Origin of the sequence: Solibacillus kalamii (assembly GCF_002174535.1) — a bacterium.
In the GTDB taxonomy this organism is placed as follows: domain Bacteria; phylum Bacillota; class Bacilli; order Bacillales_A; family Planococcaceae; genus Solibacillus; species Solibacillus silvestris.
The window spans coordinates 566,633-584,315 of sequence record NZ_NHNT01000001.1 but is presented as its reverse complement, the minus strand read 5'-3'; the positions used below and the strand labels follow the sequence as shown (position 1 = coordinate 584,315).

General features: G+C 38.0%; 9 protein-coding genes. 7 read left to right on the top strand and 2 right to left on the bottom strand.

Annotated elements, in window-relative coordinates:
* Positions 1-5: 5 nt before the first annotated feature.
* Positions 6-1,436 (bottom strand): HlyD family secretion protein, encoded by a 1,431-nt coding sequence (locus tag CBM15_RS02735; RefSeq protein ID WP_087615644.1) that lies wholly within the window; start codon positions 1,434-1,436, stop codon positions 6-8.
* The gene (locus CBM15_RS02730; RefSeq protein WP_087615643.1) at positions 1,436-2,116 is read right to left on the bottom strand and encodes an amino acid transporter; all 681 of its coding nucleotides are present in this window, start codon (positions 2,114-2,116) and stop codon (positions 1,436-1,438) included. The genes CBM15_RS02735 and CBM15_RS02730 overlap by 1 nt, the downstream gene beginning before the upstream one ends.
* Before the next feature lie 245 nt (positions 2,117-2,361).
* Here CBM15_RS02730 and CBM15_RS02725 point away from each other — a divergent pair, with 245 nt between their 5' ends.
* The 7 genes from CBM15_RS02725 to CBM15_RS02695 all read left to right on the top strand — a co-directional run bounded on the left by CBM15_RS02725 (position 2,362) and on the right by CBM15_RS02695 (position 17,536).
* The gene (locus CBM15_RS02725; RefSeq protein WP_087615642.1) at positions 2,362-3,546 is read left to right on the top strand and encodes a chromate transporter; all 1,185 of its coding nucleotides are present in this window, start codon (positions 2,362-2,364) and stop codon (positions 3,544-3,546) included.
* A gap of 449 nt (positions 3,547-3,995) precedes the next feature.
* A complete protein-coding gene (locus CBM15_RS02720) occupies positions 3,996-6,767 on the top strand; it encodes an S-layer homology domain-containing protein (protein WP_087615641.1) in 2,772 nt (923 codons plus the stop codon).
* A 451-nt stretch (positions 6,768-7,218) separates the two neighbouring features.
* Entirely contained in the window at positions 7,219-7,467 is a 249-nt protein-coding gene (locus CBM15_RS02715; RefSeq protein ID WP_087615640.1) for a hypothetical protein, read from the top strand.
* A gap of 32 nt (positions 7,468-7,499) precedes the next feature.
* Complete coding sequence (locus tag CBM15_RS02710) at positions 7,500-10,271, top strand: S-layer homology domain-containing protein (RefSeq protein WP_087615639.1); 2,772 nt, start codon at positions 7,500-7,502, stop codon at positions 10,269-10,271.
* Positions 10,272-10,446: 175 nt separating this feature from the next.
* Positions 10,447-13,365: an S-layer homology domain-containing protein gene (locus tag CBM15_RS02705; protein ID WP_087615638.1), complete on the top strand. Its 2,919-nt coding sequence runs from the start codon at positions 10,447-10,449 to the stop codon at positions 13,363-13,365.
* Positions 13,366-13,847: 482 nt separating this feature from the next.
* On the top strand, positions 13,848-14,507 hold the full coding sequence (locus CBM15_RS02700; RefSeq protein ID WP_087615637.1) for an S-layer homology domain-containing protein: 660 nt from the start codon (positions 13,848-13,850) through the stop codon (positions 14,505-14,507).
* 461 nt (positions 14,508-14,968) lie between these two features.
* Positions 14,969-17,536 (top strand): S-layer homology domain-containing protein, encoded by a 2,568-nt coding sequence (locus CBM15_RS02695; protein WP_087615636.1) that lies wholly within the window; start codon positions 14,969-14,971, stop codon positions 17,534-17,536.
* The last annotated feature ends 147 nt before the right edge of the window (positions 17,537-17,683 follow it).

The following is a 17,683-nucleotide window of genomic DNA, read 5'->3' as shown; positions in this document are numbered from 1 at the left end:
CTGTTTTATTTAATTAAATACCAAAGAGCGTCTTTCCATGTTGCATCAACATATGCCCATTCAAACGTACGTAATGGATACGGTCTGAAGGTAGGGGCGAACAGGTTTTTTTCGTCGCCGTCAATGAAAATTTGCTTTGGTGCGATTGGTGCTGTAAATACCGCTGTGTCTTCTAAATCCTCGTCCTTCGCTGTATCCTCATTTTTGGAATCTTCGAGTTCAACAGTTCGGATGCGTGGTTCAGTAACTACAGCTTCCTCTTCAATGGCTTCCTCATCAACAGTTTCCTCAACTGGCTCGCCATACATGAATTCATCTTGCTCAATTTCCGCTTTATGCTTGAATAGTAGGTCAACCGGTTCTAATCTAGTTTTCCCATCTTCTCCGACTGCATAAATGAGGTTTTCTGTATTGTCTTGTTCATATTTCACAAGCCAATTCTCATCTACTTGGAAACTGTCATTTGCTTCAAATGTTGTAATTGTAGCATCGGCAAGAGTACCAATCGGTGTTTCCGTTAATAAGTCAGTTGGTTCAATGCTAACTTCATAGACTGTATCATCCGGCTTTACTTTATCGTTCTTTTTCATTTCATTAAATGCAATGGAATCACGAGCTGGGATTTGCTGCTTCTCCAGTACATCTCCGTCAATGATCAGCTCGTCTTCTTTACCTTCATTCAATATAACAGAAGCCTTTTGACCGATTTCGATTTCCTTCCAGTCTTCATGTTTCACATATGCAACAAACTTCTTCTCAAGCGATTGAATTTGGAAAATAATCGAATCGCCTTCAAGCACAATCTCTTTAACAATCCCGTCAACTGGTGTTGTTAAGGAATTATTGTTACTTAACTGGGAAATCATACTGTCCAAAATAGTAATTTGGCGCTCTGTTTCCGCAATCGAACGTTGGATAATCGCAATACCTTCTGCTGTTGGCGTGCTTTGTTCAATACCAAGCTCCAGTGTTAAATTTATATTCCAAATTTCGTTGTCACCAAGTGTTGTTGAATCAGTTGCAGTACTCGGTGAGGAATTGTTGCTTTCATTTTGTAAATCCGAAACGATTCTTTCCAATTCTGATAGCTCGTTTTCATACGCATCACGATCTGTCTCAAGGCGTGTAATTTCACGTTCAGCCTCTTCCGGTTTATAGATGGCGAGCTCTGTTAATAGGCTGACACTTTGCCCTTGTGTAACGAGCACTTCACTAATTGATTGTACAGGCGCTGCGATGAAATGCTCCTGCTTCGCTGCAACAACAGCATCGGTTTCCAAAACTTTTTCATGATAATCGGCTACTGCAAACTGCACATTATTTATATAGTAGTTTTTCATAATAATATCGTTGTCTTTTAGTAATAAATAACCGTTCACCAAAACAAACAATAAGGCAACTGCACTAAAAATCTTCACTTTTTTCGTCATACGCATTACAGACCAAGCCACCCTTCAATCCAAGTTAAAACAGGAAGAATGCTATATAGCGCAACAAGCGATGCCAATACAATTTGAATAAGTATTAACTTAAACAGCAACGCTTTCGGTCGATCTGTCCAATTCGATAAAAATATGTATTGAATCCATACCGCAATTATCGATGCAACTGTTAATTGATTCAGGAAGAACAATAAGTAGTCATGATAATATACGTATGCCATCATAGGTGCCAGTGAAAACATTGTGAACTGTGTAGAATATCCTGCAATTGCAAAAATCATCACCGTCAGCAATTTCTCAAGAACAACGAAGAAGATGACGTAAAGCTGTATTTTTCGAATCCAGCCATAATCAATATTTGTCAGTAAATGAATCAAATATGTAATGACATAATAATGAATGATAAAAAATAGTATACCTGCTAGAATCGCACCGATTAAAGACATCAGTCTGGCGAAACTATACAAATCTCCTTCACCATTTACAAGTAGTGCGGTTAAATCGGTTGTATTCATCCCCCAGAAATTACGAATGATAAAGAACAGTAATGTAAAACCAAAAATAGCCAGCAAAACTCTCCGATACCCTAAAAGTCTCTGATCTTCGCTACGTTCAATATTATGTATGAGTTGCGATGGGTGCGAAAGATGATGCCAAAACTTGTACTCGAACATAAATTCACCTCAATAATTTTATTAACATATGATTAATACCCTAACTTGAAGAAAATAACACATATATTAACAGTGTAATAGAAATATAGTTTCATTATAATCCTTATTGCAAAGTAAGTGTAAAAAGTATGTAAATTATAAGGAATAATCTATGTGTAGCAAGAGAGAAGTGCTACTTTTAAGTAAGGCAGAAAGTAAATATAGAAGGTTGCATTTCTAAAATAGTCTTAAGGAGTTAACTGGCGATGAATACAACTAAGCAAAATCAACTCAGATCACTTATCGAAATATTTTTAGTTTCTACACGTTTAGGGCTGACATCCTTTGGTGGACCGACTGCTCATCTAGGTTATTTTCATGAGGAATATGTACGGAGAAGAAAGTGGATGGATGAAAAAAGTTATGCAGATTTAGTAGCGCTTTGTCAGTTTCTTCCTGGACCTTCAAGCAGCCAAGTCGGAATCGGCATTGGAATTATGCGGGCTGGTATTATAGGGGGTATCACATCTTTTATCGGGTTTACATTTCCATCAGTAGTGGCGCTTATTGCATTTGCATTACTTATGACGGGGTTTGGTGTAGGAAATGCCGGATGGATTCACGGATTGAAGATTGTGGCAGTGGCGATCGTTGCCCATGCCATTATAGGAATGGCTAAAAGTCTGACACCTGATCTGAAAAGAAAGGCCATTGCGATATTGGCATTACTTGTGACGATTCTATGGCAAACCGCTTTTAGCCAAGTAGGGGTTATTTTGATTGCCGCATTTATAGGGTTTCTTTTGCTGAAACAGGAGAATGACGGTGGAGTGGTACAGTCGCGCTTCCCTGTTTCTAAACAGGTCGGAGCGATTTGCCTTCTGTTGTTTGTTGGCTTACTGGTAGCTTTACCTCTGTTGAAAGAAGCAACAGGTTCTTATTGGGTGGCAATGTTTGATAGTTTTTACCGCTCCGGTTCTTTTGTGTTTGGCGGGGGACATGTCGTGCTCCCGTTATTGGAAAATGAGTTCGTTCCAACAGGTTGGATGAGCGAAGAAGCGTTTCTAACGGGGTATGGTGTTACACAAGCCGTACCAGGTCCACTTTTCACATTTGCCGCTTATTTAGGGACGGTCATGAATGGCTGGCAAGGTGGGATCATTGCAACGGTTGCAATTTTTTTACCAGCGTTTCTTTTGGTGATCGGGGCGTTGCCGTTTTGGGATCAACTACGCAACCATCCAAAAATTACAGGTGCCATCATGGGTATGAATGCGGCGGTCATCGGTATTTTAATTGCCGCATTGTATTCTCCAATCTGGACGAGTTCAATTTTGGAAGTGAAAGATTTTGCGTTAGCCGTAGTGTTATTCAGCATGCTTGCTTACTGGAAAATGCCGCCTTGGATTGTCGTTGTTACTGGGGCTGTAGCTGGGTTGGTACTATTATAGAAAATGGAAAAGCTGTCTCTAATGTTAGAGATGGCTTTTTGATTTTGTGTAGTATGTGAAGTTGCTCCTTTAAATAGAATAAGGTTCTAATTCCCTAGGTTAAAGGTTCGCTTTATCTGGAATTTGTATTCTATATATGTAATTAATATACTGTTAAGGGAGTCATAAAAGTACCATTTTAATGCCAATTACTATAATTCAAAAAAACAATTAAATTATATTTACAAACTAATTATTACCAAGTGAATTAATTATTACCAATTAATATTACTTAAAGTTCTGACAACTAAAGTATTGGTGTAGCTAGTATTGGAGGGGTTGCTTTATATTTCCTAAATTAGCATTGACATTAAAATATCTTACTAATATACTTATAATTGTTATCGTAATATACGAGACAACATTTGTTAAAATGATAAAAAATTGTTTTTATTGGAGGAAATCATTCTATGGCTAACCAACCTAAGAAATATACTAAATTCGTAGCAGCTGCTGCTACAGCTACTCTTGTAGCATCTGCAATCGTTCCTGTAGCTTCTGCTGCTGGATTCTCAGACGTTGCTGACACAAACTCACACGCTGTAAACATTAACGCATTAGCAGAAGCTGGCATCATCGGAGGATATCCAGATGGCACTTTCAAACCAAACCAAGAATTAACTCGTGGTCAAGTTGTTAAAATGTTAGGTAAATGGGTAGAAGCTCAAGGTTTCGAAATCCCAGCTGACTATGCAACTAAAGCTCGTTTCACTGACTTAGCTGCAGACGCTAAAGACCAAGAATTAGTAAAATATGCTGCATTAGTATTCGACACTGGCGTTTTCGCTGGTTCTAACGGCGCATTAAACGCTGGTGGCAAAATCACTCGTGAAAACATGGCTCTAGTTTTAGACCGCGCTTTCAAAGCAATCAACGACACTACATTAGTAGAAGTTGCTGCTGAAATCGAAGACGTTAAAGTTGCTGACTTAGCAACTGCTAAAGCTGAAGCTCGTGAAGCGATCCAAGCATTACGTAACTTAGGTATCTCTGGCGTTGAAAACTTCATGCCTAAAGATTCAGTAACTCGTGCACAATTCGCTACATTCTTAAACAAAACAATCAACACTGATGCAGTTGTTGAATTAACAGTTAAAGAAGCAGTAGCTGTAGATGCTAAAACTGTAGAAGTAACTTTATCTGATGATACTAAACACACTGTAAAATTAGACGAAGCTTTAGAATCTAACAAAGCTACTGAAATTAAATTCACTATCGATGAAAAAGAATATACTGCTGAAGTAACTTATGTTGTAGAAGAATTACTAGTAGAAGAAGTAAAAGCGATTAATGCTACACAAGTTGAAGTTAAATTCAGCAAAGCTGTTGATAAAGCAACTCTATTTGCTGATGGTAAAAGTGGGGCATTTAAAGTAGGTGCAACTGTAACATTTACTTCAATTGAAACTCCAGCTGTAGCACCTGGTGAATTAACTGGTACTTTAAGTGAGGACGGTAAAACACTTACAGTAACAGCAGCAAATGCACTTTCGAAACGTTATGATGTTGTTGTTGACGGTTTGAAAGCTACGGATGGCAAAAATATTACTAAATATGCTGAAATGATTACAATTACTGCTGATAAAACAGCTCCTACAGTTGTTTCAACTACAAAAAAATCTGCTGGTTCATTCACAGTTAAATTCTCTGAACCTATTAAAACTTTAGGTACAGTAAGTTACAAACTAGCTAATGGTACACAAGTTACTGCAACTGCAACTGGTGTACAAAATGACTTTGTTGCTGGAGCTCAAGAAGTTACTTTCACAGTTGGTTCAGAAGTTGCAGCTGGTAAAGAAGTTATTGCTTCATTTATCGGTGCTCAAGACCAAGCTGGTAACCTACTATCTCCAAACCCATCTACAGTATCATTTGTAAAGGGTGATAAAGATGGAGTTGCTCCAACTGTAAGTTCAATCACTCAAACTGGAGCTAAAAAATTCTCAGTAAAATTCTCTGAAGAACTTAGTACTGCTGCAGCAACTGGATTATTTACAATCGTAGATAATGCTACAGTTTCAGTTGTTAAAGATACTACAGATCCAACTGTATACAATGTAGAAACTACAAATGCACTTGATGGTGCTACAACTGTTTCAATTGCTTCTGTTACAGATTTAAGTGGTGAAACTTCAGCTGCTACTACTAAAGTAGTTACTTTCGTTAAAGATGCTGCTGCTCCAAAAGTTGCTTCTTCTGCTGTTGTAAAGGATACTACTGATAACAAAGAATATCTTGAAATTACATTTGATAAAGATGTAGAATTAGCTTCTGCAACTGTTGATGTTACAGCGGGTACTTCTTCAAAAGATTATGTTACAACTACTTTAGTTGATGGAGATATTACTCCGAAAACTGTTGCTTATAAAGATGCAAAGAATAAAAAGGTTGTACGTGTAGCATTAGCTACTTTATTAGATACTAAAGATGTTAAAGGTGCAACATATTCATTAGACCTAGCATTCGCTGGTGTTACTAATGGCGCTGGTGTTGTAGCTGATACAGCTAAAACAACATTCACTCGTGGTGAAGATGGTACGGCAACAAACTCAACAGTTTTAGGTGCTCCTACTGTAACTGCTAATGCTGATAACAACAAAGTAAATGTTACATTTACTGGTGCTGTTGATGGTGCTTCAGCTACTAATGTTGCTAACTACAAAGTTGATGGTGCTGTTATTGAATCAGTAACATTACAACCATTTAAAGACGGAACTCAAATTGCAGTTCTTAACTTAAAAGCAGATTCAAACACATTCACAGGTATTCGTAATATTAGTGTTGAAAATGTTAAAGCATTAGGTTCTTCTAAAACTATGCTTCCATATTCAACTAACGAAGTTTCACTTAATGAGAACATTGCTCCAACTGTAACTAAAGCGGAACTTACAACAACTACTAATATTAATTTAACATTTAGTGAAGCTGTATCTAATATTAATGATACTGCTGGTGCTGACTTTGAATTATATATTGGCGGTGTTAAATCTGCTAAAACTTTAGCTGTTGAGGTAGTTGATGCTGGTTCTGAAAAATCAGTTCTTGCTGTAACTGTAGGTACTCCTTTAACTGCTGATGAGTTATCTAAAGGGGTTACAATTAAAGCAACTTCAAATGCAAATATCGCTGATGATGTTACAAATACGGCTAAGTTTGCAGATACTATTACTGTAGCTCAATAATTGGGTTGCTTCATAGTAATGAAACGAGGTATGTCGATTGTTATAAAATAGAAAACTATTAGTTTTCCGTTATAACTCGATTATTAAAAAGCACTGTAGAGAATAATCTCTACAGTGCTTTTTTTAGTAGATAACCGAATCAAATTAAATTTTGCTTATATTATAATAATGTATAAGATTAACAGAAGCCCTATTATACCATTCGTGGAATTAGGGCTATTGTCTATTTAGGGGTAGTAATATGTTCTGTGTTTTATAGGACTTATACTAACCAGATTTTGATTTCCGGGGTCACTCAAAAAGTTCAACTAGAAACTATAAGAGCAATCATATTTGAGCGCTCAGATTAGTGATTGAAACCTCTAAAGGTGTATGCAATCACTTTTTTAATACAAGATAATTTGTAATAAACAAGGAAAAATTATACAATATCCCCTATGGAGGGATGTACATGCATTTTTTTAGCCAATTAAAAGTGAATGGGTGTTTGCTAGAAGTACAAGGTTATTTTCAGTCAAAAATGAATGTCCTGGTAATTCAGTGTAAAGAAGTACTGCCGTTATTTAGAAATTGGAAGTATGAAGAAGTGCTTGTTGAAGAGTTTGCTTTAATTGATAATGATCAGACGATATATTCAGATAGCTCTCCTTTGGTTATAGCAGAAGTTTGCAATAATCAAATAAAGTTATTACATATATAAAACTATCAACTTAACTATTGGGGGAGTTACATATGAAAGTTCATACTAAATTTCTAGCATCTGCAACAGCAGCTGTTCTAGCAGCAACGGCTGTTGTTCCTGCAGCTAGTGCGGCATCGTTTTCGGACATTAAAGGCAGTGGTCATGAGAATGCGATTACTTCGTTATCGGAGCAGGGCATTATCGGAGGTTATCCGGACGGCACATTCAAGCCGAATCAAAACCTAACGCGTTCAGATGTTGTAAAACTACTAGGGAAATATTTAGTTTCATTGGGTCATGAAGTTCCAAAAGATTATAAAACGAAAATGCGCTTTAAAGATTTAACAGCAAAATCTCAGGATGAATTGTTGCAGTATGCGGCATTAGTGAAGGATGTTGGGGTTTTCCAAGGTAGTAATGGGGCACTTATGCACCGTGACCAGTTACGCCGCGACCAGATGGCGACAGTTTTAGTGCGCGCATTTAAAGTGATCAATGATTTTGATTATGTGGAAGCAATGAAAGAAACGGACTATAAATCGAATATTAGTGATTTAAATAGAACAACTAAGGAGCATCAGGAGTCTATTGAAACACTTGCTTACTATGCGGTGACAAAGCAAAAGACATTCAGTCCGAAAGATCCGACAAAGCGTGGTCAGTTCGCAACGTTCCTATATAATATGCTGCAAATTGAAGTGCCAAAGCCTGAACCGGAAAAACCTGTTTTAACAATTAAAAAAGTAGAAGTACAAGCAGCGGACAAACTACGTGTAACGCTTTCAGATGATAAGGCGTATATTGTGACTTTAAAAACACCGTTATTGGAAAATGTGGAAACTGATGTTACTTTTGATGTTAACGAACAAACGTTTACAACGAAAGTGAAATTTGAAGTGCCGGATCTGAAAATTTCTTCTATTACAAATCCTAATGGCGGACAAATTGCTATTTCATTCAATCAGCCGGTGAAACTCGGGACTGAGTTAAATACAGCGGCCATTAATAAACTCGTTGCGGTTACAGGTGTCGATCGTCTTGGACAAGTACAATTGTCAAAAGGTCAATTAAGCGAAGATAAGCGCACATTGACGGTGACAATTAATGCAACAACGGGGCTTGAGGGACGCTACCGTGTTGTAGTTGATGGTATTGAATCAGTAACATCGCAAAAGCTTGTTAAATACGATGATATCGCAACATTCGTACCTGATAAGACAGCACCGGGCGTTTTAAAAGTAGATAATGTTTCGGCTACTAAAGTAAAAGTAATTTTTACAGAGCCTGTTACAAATCCGATTGGGGTAACGCAATTTAAATTAGCAGATGGTTCGGTTGTTTCAGGTGTTCAAGGGACAATTGAAAAAAATGCGACAGAAGTTATTTATGATTTATCCGCTGCTACAGCAAAAGGACAAGTTTTAGCACCAGGTACTGCTATTGCAATCACATTTGGTACAATCATCGATATTTCAAACAATCTTTCTTCGCCAAACCCTTTATCAACATACGTTACAAAAGGCGATAAAGACGGTGTTGTCCCAACGTTAACGAATGTTACACAACTGGGCGCTAAAAAGTTCAAGTTAACATTCTCTGAAGAAATTCGTACAATTGTTCCGGCAGATATTAAGATTGCTCAAAATACGTACTCACCGGTAATTACGAGTGTTGTGAAAGATAAAGACGATGCTAATTCCTATATTGTTACGACAAACGGATCTTTAAATGGCTATACTACAATATCAACAACGCCTGGTCGTTATATTACCGATGTTTCCGGTGAAGTGAATGTATTTTCAACTGCGTATAACTTTGTTGCGGATACGACAATTCCATCTGTTGTTAGTACAAATGTAGTAAAAGATAAAGGGATCGAGTATTTAGAGTTTACATTTGACCGCAATGTAGAAGCGGCGGCTTTTGCACAGGTGACGCTGACAGGCAGCTATATTTTAAATGGGTATACGTATCCGTTAGAAAAGTCTTTAGTCGGACAGCTTGAAAAATCCACAACGAACGACAAAACAATCCGTGTTCGTTTAAGCAATTTAACTGGCTCTGGCGTGACAACTACTACCGGCTACACATATTCAGTAGGTGCTACATTCACAGGAGTTACGAGTGAATATGGACAAGCGGTAAACCCGGCTTACCAAGTGAATTTTGTGCGTGGTTCGGATTATGCGCAAAATGAAGAAAAGCTCTCCGTATTAAGTGTGGAAACTTCGTATAATACTAGACAGGGCACGGTAATTGATAATAAAACAATTGTCGTTACATTCTCGACACATGTGGACGGTATTACGGCATCGAATCTGCAAAACTATACATTGGACGGTTTGACAATCCAACAAGCAATTGTTAAACATAATGAACCGTACAAAGTATATTTAACGATTAAGGAAGACATTGCCCAATCACGCGGTACGAATTTAACAATCAGCAATTTACGGGCGTTAAATTCAGTCGTAACGATGGAACCTAAAACAGAACTAGTCTTTTTAAATGAAAATATCGCACCGCAATATGTGTATCATAATATTACCGGTACCGATACAATTACGCTTTCATTTAATGAAGCAGTTAAAAATGCATTGAATCATTCGTTTGAAGTAAAAGTGGGCGACTTAGCGGTGCCAATCTCACAAGTTTATTCAACTACTAATGAGCAAGTGGCAATCCGGTTAGCCCAATCATTAAAAGCTAACCAAGTTGTTACAATTACACAAACGGCCACTTCAACGGTAAGTGATTTTGCCAACAATAAACTGGTCCTTTCACCAATTCAATTTACCGTTCCTACAAATATTAATTACTAATTTTTGGAGCATATCTATTTCGATAGATATGCTTTTTTATATCTTTATAATACTTTTTAGTTATTTTAACGGAATAATGTTTATATTCAAATAATTTGTGGAATTGGAAAGGTTGTAAGCAAGTTTGAAGAAGGCAACATATTTATCTGTTTTACAAACTAGGAGGTTAATAAAGATGCAGAAGAAGTATAAGAAGTTTTTAACGACAGCGGCTACTGCGACATTAGTGGCATCGGCAATTGTTCCCGCAGCAAGTGCGGCCAGTTTTTCGGACACAGCAGGTAATACTCATGAGCGTGCAATTGATTCACTCGTAAGCCAAGGCATCATTTCAGGATATCCGGATGGCACATTTAAACCGAATCGTACATTGACACGTTCGGATGTTGTAAAACTACTAGGTAAATACTTAGTGTCACAAGGTTATAAAATCCCTTCAGACTATAAAACAAATATGCGCTTTTCAGACTTGCGCAGTACATCACAGGATGAGCTATTGCAATATGCGGCATTAGTAAAAGACAATGGTGTATTTAACGGAAGTAACGGAAACCTGTTACCGGCCGATCCGATTACACGTGAAAATATGGCGGTTGTTTTAGTTCGCGCTTATACGAATATTAATAATTTTGACTTTCTAGGATATGTTATGGACCAGGATTTTAAAGAGGATGTCATCGATTATAACAGAGCTAAAGCAGAGGCACGTTCTGCAATCAGAGTTTTAGATTACTATAACGTAACGGGCGTACCGAACTTCAACCCAAAAGGTAACACAACACGCGGACAGTTCTCTTCATTCCTGTATAAATTGCTTCAAGTGGAAGTTCCGGGCGAAGGATTGAAAGCGGTCGAAGTTGTTGATGCATCGACATTGAAAGTTACGCTTACTGACAATACGGAACATACGGTAAAATTGGATACACCTTTGGAAACGGGCAAAGAAACGCCAGTTAAGTTTAAGATCAACGGTAAGGAGTATGGAACTTCTGTAACTTACAATGTTGCCTTAACAGTAAAATCAGCAGAAGCTACTGCAGCAAATAAATTGAAAGTCACATTAAGCGACAACTCCGAGCATGCAGTTACTTTAGAAAATAACCTTCCTGAAAATGAGGAAACAACGGTTGAATTTAAAATTGACGGTAAAGATTATTCAGCGAAAGTAACGTATGTCGTTACTGAAGTGAAAGTCGCATCTGTGAAAGCGCTTAATGCAGGACAAATTGAAGTGAAATTCAATCAAAGAGTCGACTTGCCTGCCAGCTTAACATCTGCGCAATTGGCAAACTATGTATCAGTATCCGGTGTAGACAATAATGCCGTTACTCTTTCAAGAGGGCAGTTAAGTGAAGATGGCCGTACATTGACAATCTCTACAAATGGGGCGTCAGCTTTAACAGGACGCTATTTAGTAAAAGTAAACAATGTGAAAAATACTGCCGGTACAACGGTTACCCCATATGATGACGTCGTCAACTTCGGTTCAGATACAGTGGCACCAACATTAATCAGTACTATAAACCGAGATGCGAAAACAGTCCGTGTTACTTTCTCGGAGCCTTTGCGCGCATTTAGTAACAGCAGTATTACATTCCGACTGGCGAACGGCACGAATGTAACAGGTATTACCGGAGAAATCGCTGCGGGTGCTACGTATGCAGATTTTGATTTATCCAACGCAATGGTTAATGGTCAGCCATTAGCGGCAAATACTTCAGTTACAGCAACATTTGCAGGGCTGCGTGATATTGCAGGAAACTTCAGCTCACCAAACCCGTTAACAACTAGCTTTGCAATGGGCGGGGCTGATGGAGTTAAACCAACCCTGACGAGCATCTCACAAACAGGTCCGAAAACATTTAGACTGACATTCTCGGAACGAATTCAAAAACCGGCAGTCGGTGATTTAGAGTTACGTTTAGGTAATTCGGCAAATGCAATTACGGCAATTGAGGCAGTGCCAGGTGATGACCGTTCATTTATCGTAACAGCTACGAATGATTTAAACGGTGTCTATAATATTGGTACAGCATCCGGCAAAACGATTACAGATATTTCAGGCGAAACGAATACATTTACGACTACGCATTCATTTACGCTCGATACAGCAGCGCCCGAAGTGACGTCAACTTCTGTAACACGAGAAGGCAATTTCGAGTATTTAAATATTACGCTCAATAAACCAGTAGATTTAGTAACTGCATCACGTGTCACAGCTTCCGGCAACTATGTTAAAGGCGGCGTAACACATTCATTCAATGGTACAGCGACAGCGTTAGAATATAGAGAAAACGGCAATCGTACTATAGTGCGTGTGAAACTTGATGATTTACTAGGATCAGGCGATGCGGCTGATGCAACGTATAATGTGACCTTATCGTTTACAGAAGTAGACAGTGCATATAATGTGAATACAGCAAATAAGGCGGTCACTTTCCAACGTACTTCAGATTATTCAAACAATGAAAATGTACTAGTTGCACCAACTGTTACAACTTCAGTGACGGATCCAAAATTGACGAACAACCAAGTACGATTGAAGTTTAACCATGAGGTGGACGCAACAACAGCTTCTGTTGCAAGCAATTATTCTATTCCAAATGCAAGAATTACGAATGCGCAAGTTCCAAGCGATGCTTTAGATACGGTTATTTTGACGTTAGCACCAAATGAAACAACAGCTTCTGGAGAACGTAACTTAACGATTACCGGCGTAAAGGCAAAAGATTCGGTGGCATCGCAGGGGAACTTAACGGCCGTCGTCAATTTAAATGAAAATATTCGACCAGCGCTAAATTCTGCTCAATTTATATCAGCAAATCAAATCGAGCTTACTTTTAGCGAAAATGTAAGCGGGCTTGCTGCAGATTCATTTGTATTTGAAAATTCTGCAGGAGCAGCTGTCGGAATCGCATCAGTAACAGGGTCGACAACCTCCAATAAAGCAGTCGTTACTTTATCGGCTAACCAACCAGGTGGTACAACCGTTACGGTTAAAAAAGGTGCAGGTATAGCGAAGGTAGTGGACGGGGCAGGCAATGCTGTTGTTGATACATTCGATAATATACGAACAACTTTAGGTACGGACTAAGCTTAGATGCGGCATACATGCTTAATTGCGTGTATGCCTTTTTATTAGAATTTTAGTTTTCTAATATAAACTAAAGACTTTCTAATAAATCTTAGGATGATCTAATAAGTAATTCATTTTCTAATAAAAAGTTAGTTTCTTCTAATAAGTGTTCCTCATTTTCAAATATCACTGTTCAAAGTTCAAATAAGTCAATTAGAATGGCTAATAAAGGGGCTGATTGTTCTAATAAAATATATAGAGTAAATAAATTAGCACGGTTGGAGCATAGATATAATTGAATTTTGAAGCCAAATATATGAAAGTGCTAATATCAGTACTGGAAGTTCTAATATAGTGTGGAAATTATCGAATATGTTCAACAATCTTTCTAATAAAAATGTTTGAGGTTAATGAGATACCGGTTGTATAGTTATCATCTACATAAAACTAAAACTATTGTATAATTGTGCTAACTAGTTTAATCGAAAGGATTGAAGTAAATGAAGAAATTATTCTCCGGGTCAATACTTACTGTAGTGCTTGTTATTATTTCAAGCATTTTTGTAAGCGGCCATTCAGTACAAGCATATACAAACCCATTTACCGACGTAAAAGAAACGAACTCCCATGCCAATGCAATAGTTTCATTATATAATGAAGGAATTGTTACAGGCGTGACGAGTAAAACTTATGAGCCTGGTAAATCGGCAACACGCGGGGATGCCGCACTATATTTAGCGAACGTATTGAATCTGCAAAATAATACCGCTCCAAATCCAGGTTTCAAAGACGTTCCAACATCAAGCAAATATTACAAAGCCATCGCAGCATTAAATAAAGCAGGCATTGTAAACGGTTATGGCGATGAATTCCGCCCGAACGCAACATTGACTCGCTCTCAGTTAGCCAAAATGTTGACGGTCGGTTTTGAGCTTCAGCAATCTACTACTACAAAGACGAAATTCACAGATGTCAACAAATTAACAGATACTGCAACGAAGAAGTACATTCAAACCTTAGTTGATTATGGAATTACAAAAGGTACTACAGCTACAACATTCAGCCCGAATATGAAATTAACACGCGCACAGTTAGCGACATTTTTATATAATGCAATCCAAGCCACTTCTGATGACTTTATTGTAATTGGTATAGAATAAGGAAGCTTTTTGGGTAATGCACTTGAGTCTGGATATAAGCTCAAGTGTTTTTTTATGGAGAAATTCAGAGATTGAGATCATGAGATAGAGGGGAGAAAAGAAGTGGGAACCTTTTATGTGTAAAGAGGAAGTTTATGCTTAAAAGTGGAGCCTTTGCTCTGAAAAGTAGAACAGATTATGAGGAAAGTAGAATTTAAAAAGGGAAAAGTAGAAAGTTCCGGCGTGAAAAATAGAACCTTTTTGTCGAAAAGTAGAACCACGCCGCCGAATACTAGAACCCAAACCCCAATAAAGAAATACCTACTAAAGGAAGCGAGAATTACCATCGCTTCATAACAAGTAGCGTGCTACACTTAATTTGATTGCTATTATTCTATTAAATATTGTACATTTCAGTGAAATATATGGCGATTTTCGGTATAATTTATACGTTATTGAAATAAAAGGAGGGAATCTGTCGAATGTTGAAAATAAAATCAGCACTGTTAGCCTCGCTACTATTTTTATCCACAGCGCTACCAACCGCAACGTATGCAAATGTACAAGGCACAGTTGAAGCTGAAAACCCAACAGAACAAAATTCAACCACTACTACGACTCAAACTACGGATTCCGATAATAATCCGGTAGTTCAAGAGGAAACGGTTACAAATGAAAAAGAAGCGGATTCTACTTCTGCTGACGAAAAAGCTGAACAAACAACGACAACACCAGCTCAGCAAGAACCAAAAACAGAAACATCTCCGGAAAAAGAGGAAACAGTAGAGCAAGAGTCTCCAGAAAATACTGAACAACCTGCAACTGATGCAGAACAAAACGAGCCATCAGAGGAGCCAGCTAATCAGCCGCAAACAGGTGAAAAGTTAACGGTTAAGCAGAAGCTTGCGGATGTGCCGGATAATTTCTGGGCAAAAAATGAAGTGATGCAGCTTGTGGAAATGGGCGTAATCGGCGGTTACCCGGATGCACAGTTTCGTCCCAATCTAAATATTAACCGTGGTCAGGCGGCAAACCTGTTTAAAGGTGCGTTAAAGCTTCCGGACGGAAAGTATCAAAACAAGTTTTCAGATGTAAGTACGAAATCTAGCTTTTTACAAGGTGTATTTTCTACATATGAAGCTGGTATTTTTGGCGGTAAACCAGATGGACGTTTCGGTGTAGCGGATGCGTTAACACGTGAACAGATGGCGACGACTTTAGTGCGTGCATTTGATTTGAAAGATACAGGTAAGGAACTGACGTTTAAAGACTGGAACAAAATCAGTGAATCACATCGCGAGAATGTTAAAATTTTAGCGCAGCATGGAATTACAACAGGGCGTGAAGACGGTACTTACGATCCGAAAGCAACGGTTAACCGTGTAACGTTCTCGGTCATGCTTCACCGTGCACTAGTTGCAACAAATCAAATTGCAAAAAATGAATATAAAGTTCAGGCAGCGGAAGTATCAAGTAATTTTAAAAACAATCGTGAAGAAATGAACTTTGCACAAGTAACATCTGACGCAAACCCGTTATATCTCCGCTCAACAGCTACGATTGTATTTAAAGGAACAACAAATGAAACTTACGGTGTTGCAAAGGATACAGTTTATAATTATGCAGTCGGAAACCAAGGGGCAACAGTGAAAATAACAGTTCGAGCTTTGGAAAACGGCGATGATTTTGTATTTACAACGTTAACGAATAAGGGGAAATCAAAGCTGACTGTGGATTTATTCCAGAAAGCAACGAATGTAACGAATTACCGATTGTACCGATATGATCGTTTCCCAATCGAAAAAAATTCGGCTGATGTATTTGGCTTTGACTCGTCATCATACCCGACAGGATTATTACGCATTATGGAGAACGAAAAGCTGGCGACAGATCGTATGGTCGGAAAGGCATATCGTTCAAAACAATTAACACAAAGCTATAAAGATACTGGTGGTACAAGTTATATGCGTGATTTGGAATCGGAGTATGAAGCGTATTCACAAGCATGGCTTGGCGAAGATTTATTCAGCTACTATACACTTGTTTCTAATGGCAACGATATTGTTGACACATGGTATATGAATTCAAATGAACGTTTATTTAAAACAGATGAAAATATGAACGGCTGGATGCTTGAAACTGCGCTTAACTATAAGAAGCGTAACAACTGGTACACAGCAGAAGGTCCATACAATAAAATGGCGACAACTACAGAGCCAATGCCAAAATCTTACCAAGGGTTCGGGCGTAATCTATTGTTGGTAAAAGAAGACCGCGCACTTGTATTATTAAAAGAACAGGGCGACCGTTATTTTGCAAACTTAGTGAAAAACTCGTTCATTAACTTGAATAAGTTTAAAGGTGACGCGACTTACTGGAAGACTGAAGTAACGAGTACGTATTTGAAAAACTTATTTGGCATTACAGCACCATTTATCGACACGCGCTTCAATGAGCAGATTGCGTTATTCTACTATAATTCCGGAGCAGAGTTTAATATGCCGAACTATAAAGAGCCATTACGTAATTATGCGGACCTTTTAGCATCGCGTAAACAGGCAGGGCATGTAATCACTGTTGCTAAAGATGCTTACTATATTTCAGATTACTTCCCTGTGAATCAGCAGGTGACAACACATGCATCGATGAACCATGTACTTGGTGGCATGAATGTTCTGTTATTGGCATATAAAGAATTCCAGGATCCAAAATATTTGGACGCGGCAAAATCGATTAGCCGTGCATTGCAAATCGAGAAGAACAAGTGGATCCGTTCAAACGGAGATATTTGGTACCGTGTGAATCCAAAAGGTGAATTCGCCGGTGATGATTATCAGCACTTAACGCTTGAAGACTTGATCAACTCTTATAAAAACTGGAAAGATGTAGATCCATCACAATTACCGGTATTTGAAGAGATGTTGATTTCAAAAGCGAATTATTTATCGAAAAACCGATTAGGTCACACATACAAAATTAAAAATGGTCTTGAAGAAATCGGCATGTCCGAGTATTTACCGGAAGGTAAATTATATACAGACGCATTGTAATAAAAGATCACTCTATTCTTTATTGGATAGAGTGATTTTTTGTTTTTAAAGGAAATGGCGAATAAATATAAAAATTGTCTATTAAATATGGAATTGCCGATTATCTCATGTAAAGTGTCGATTATTTGATTTTGAGTGACTAAAATA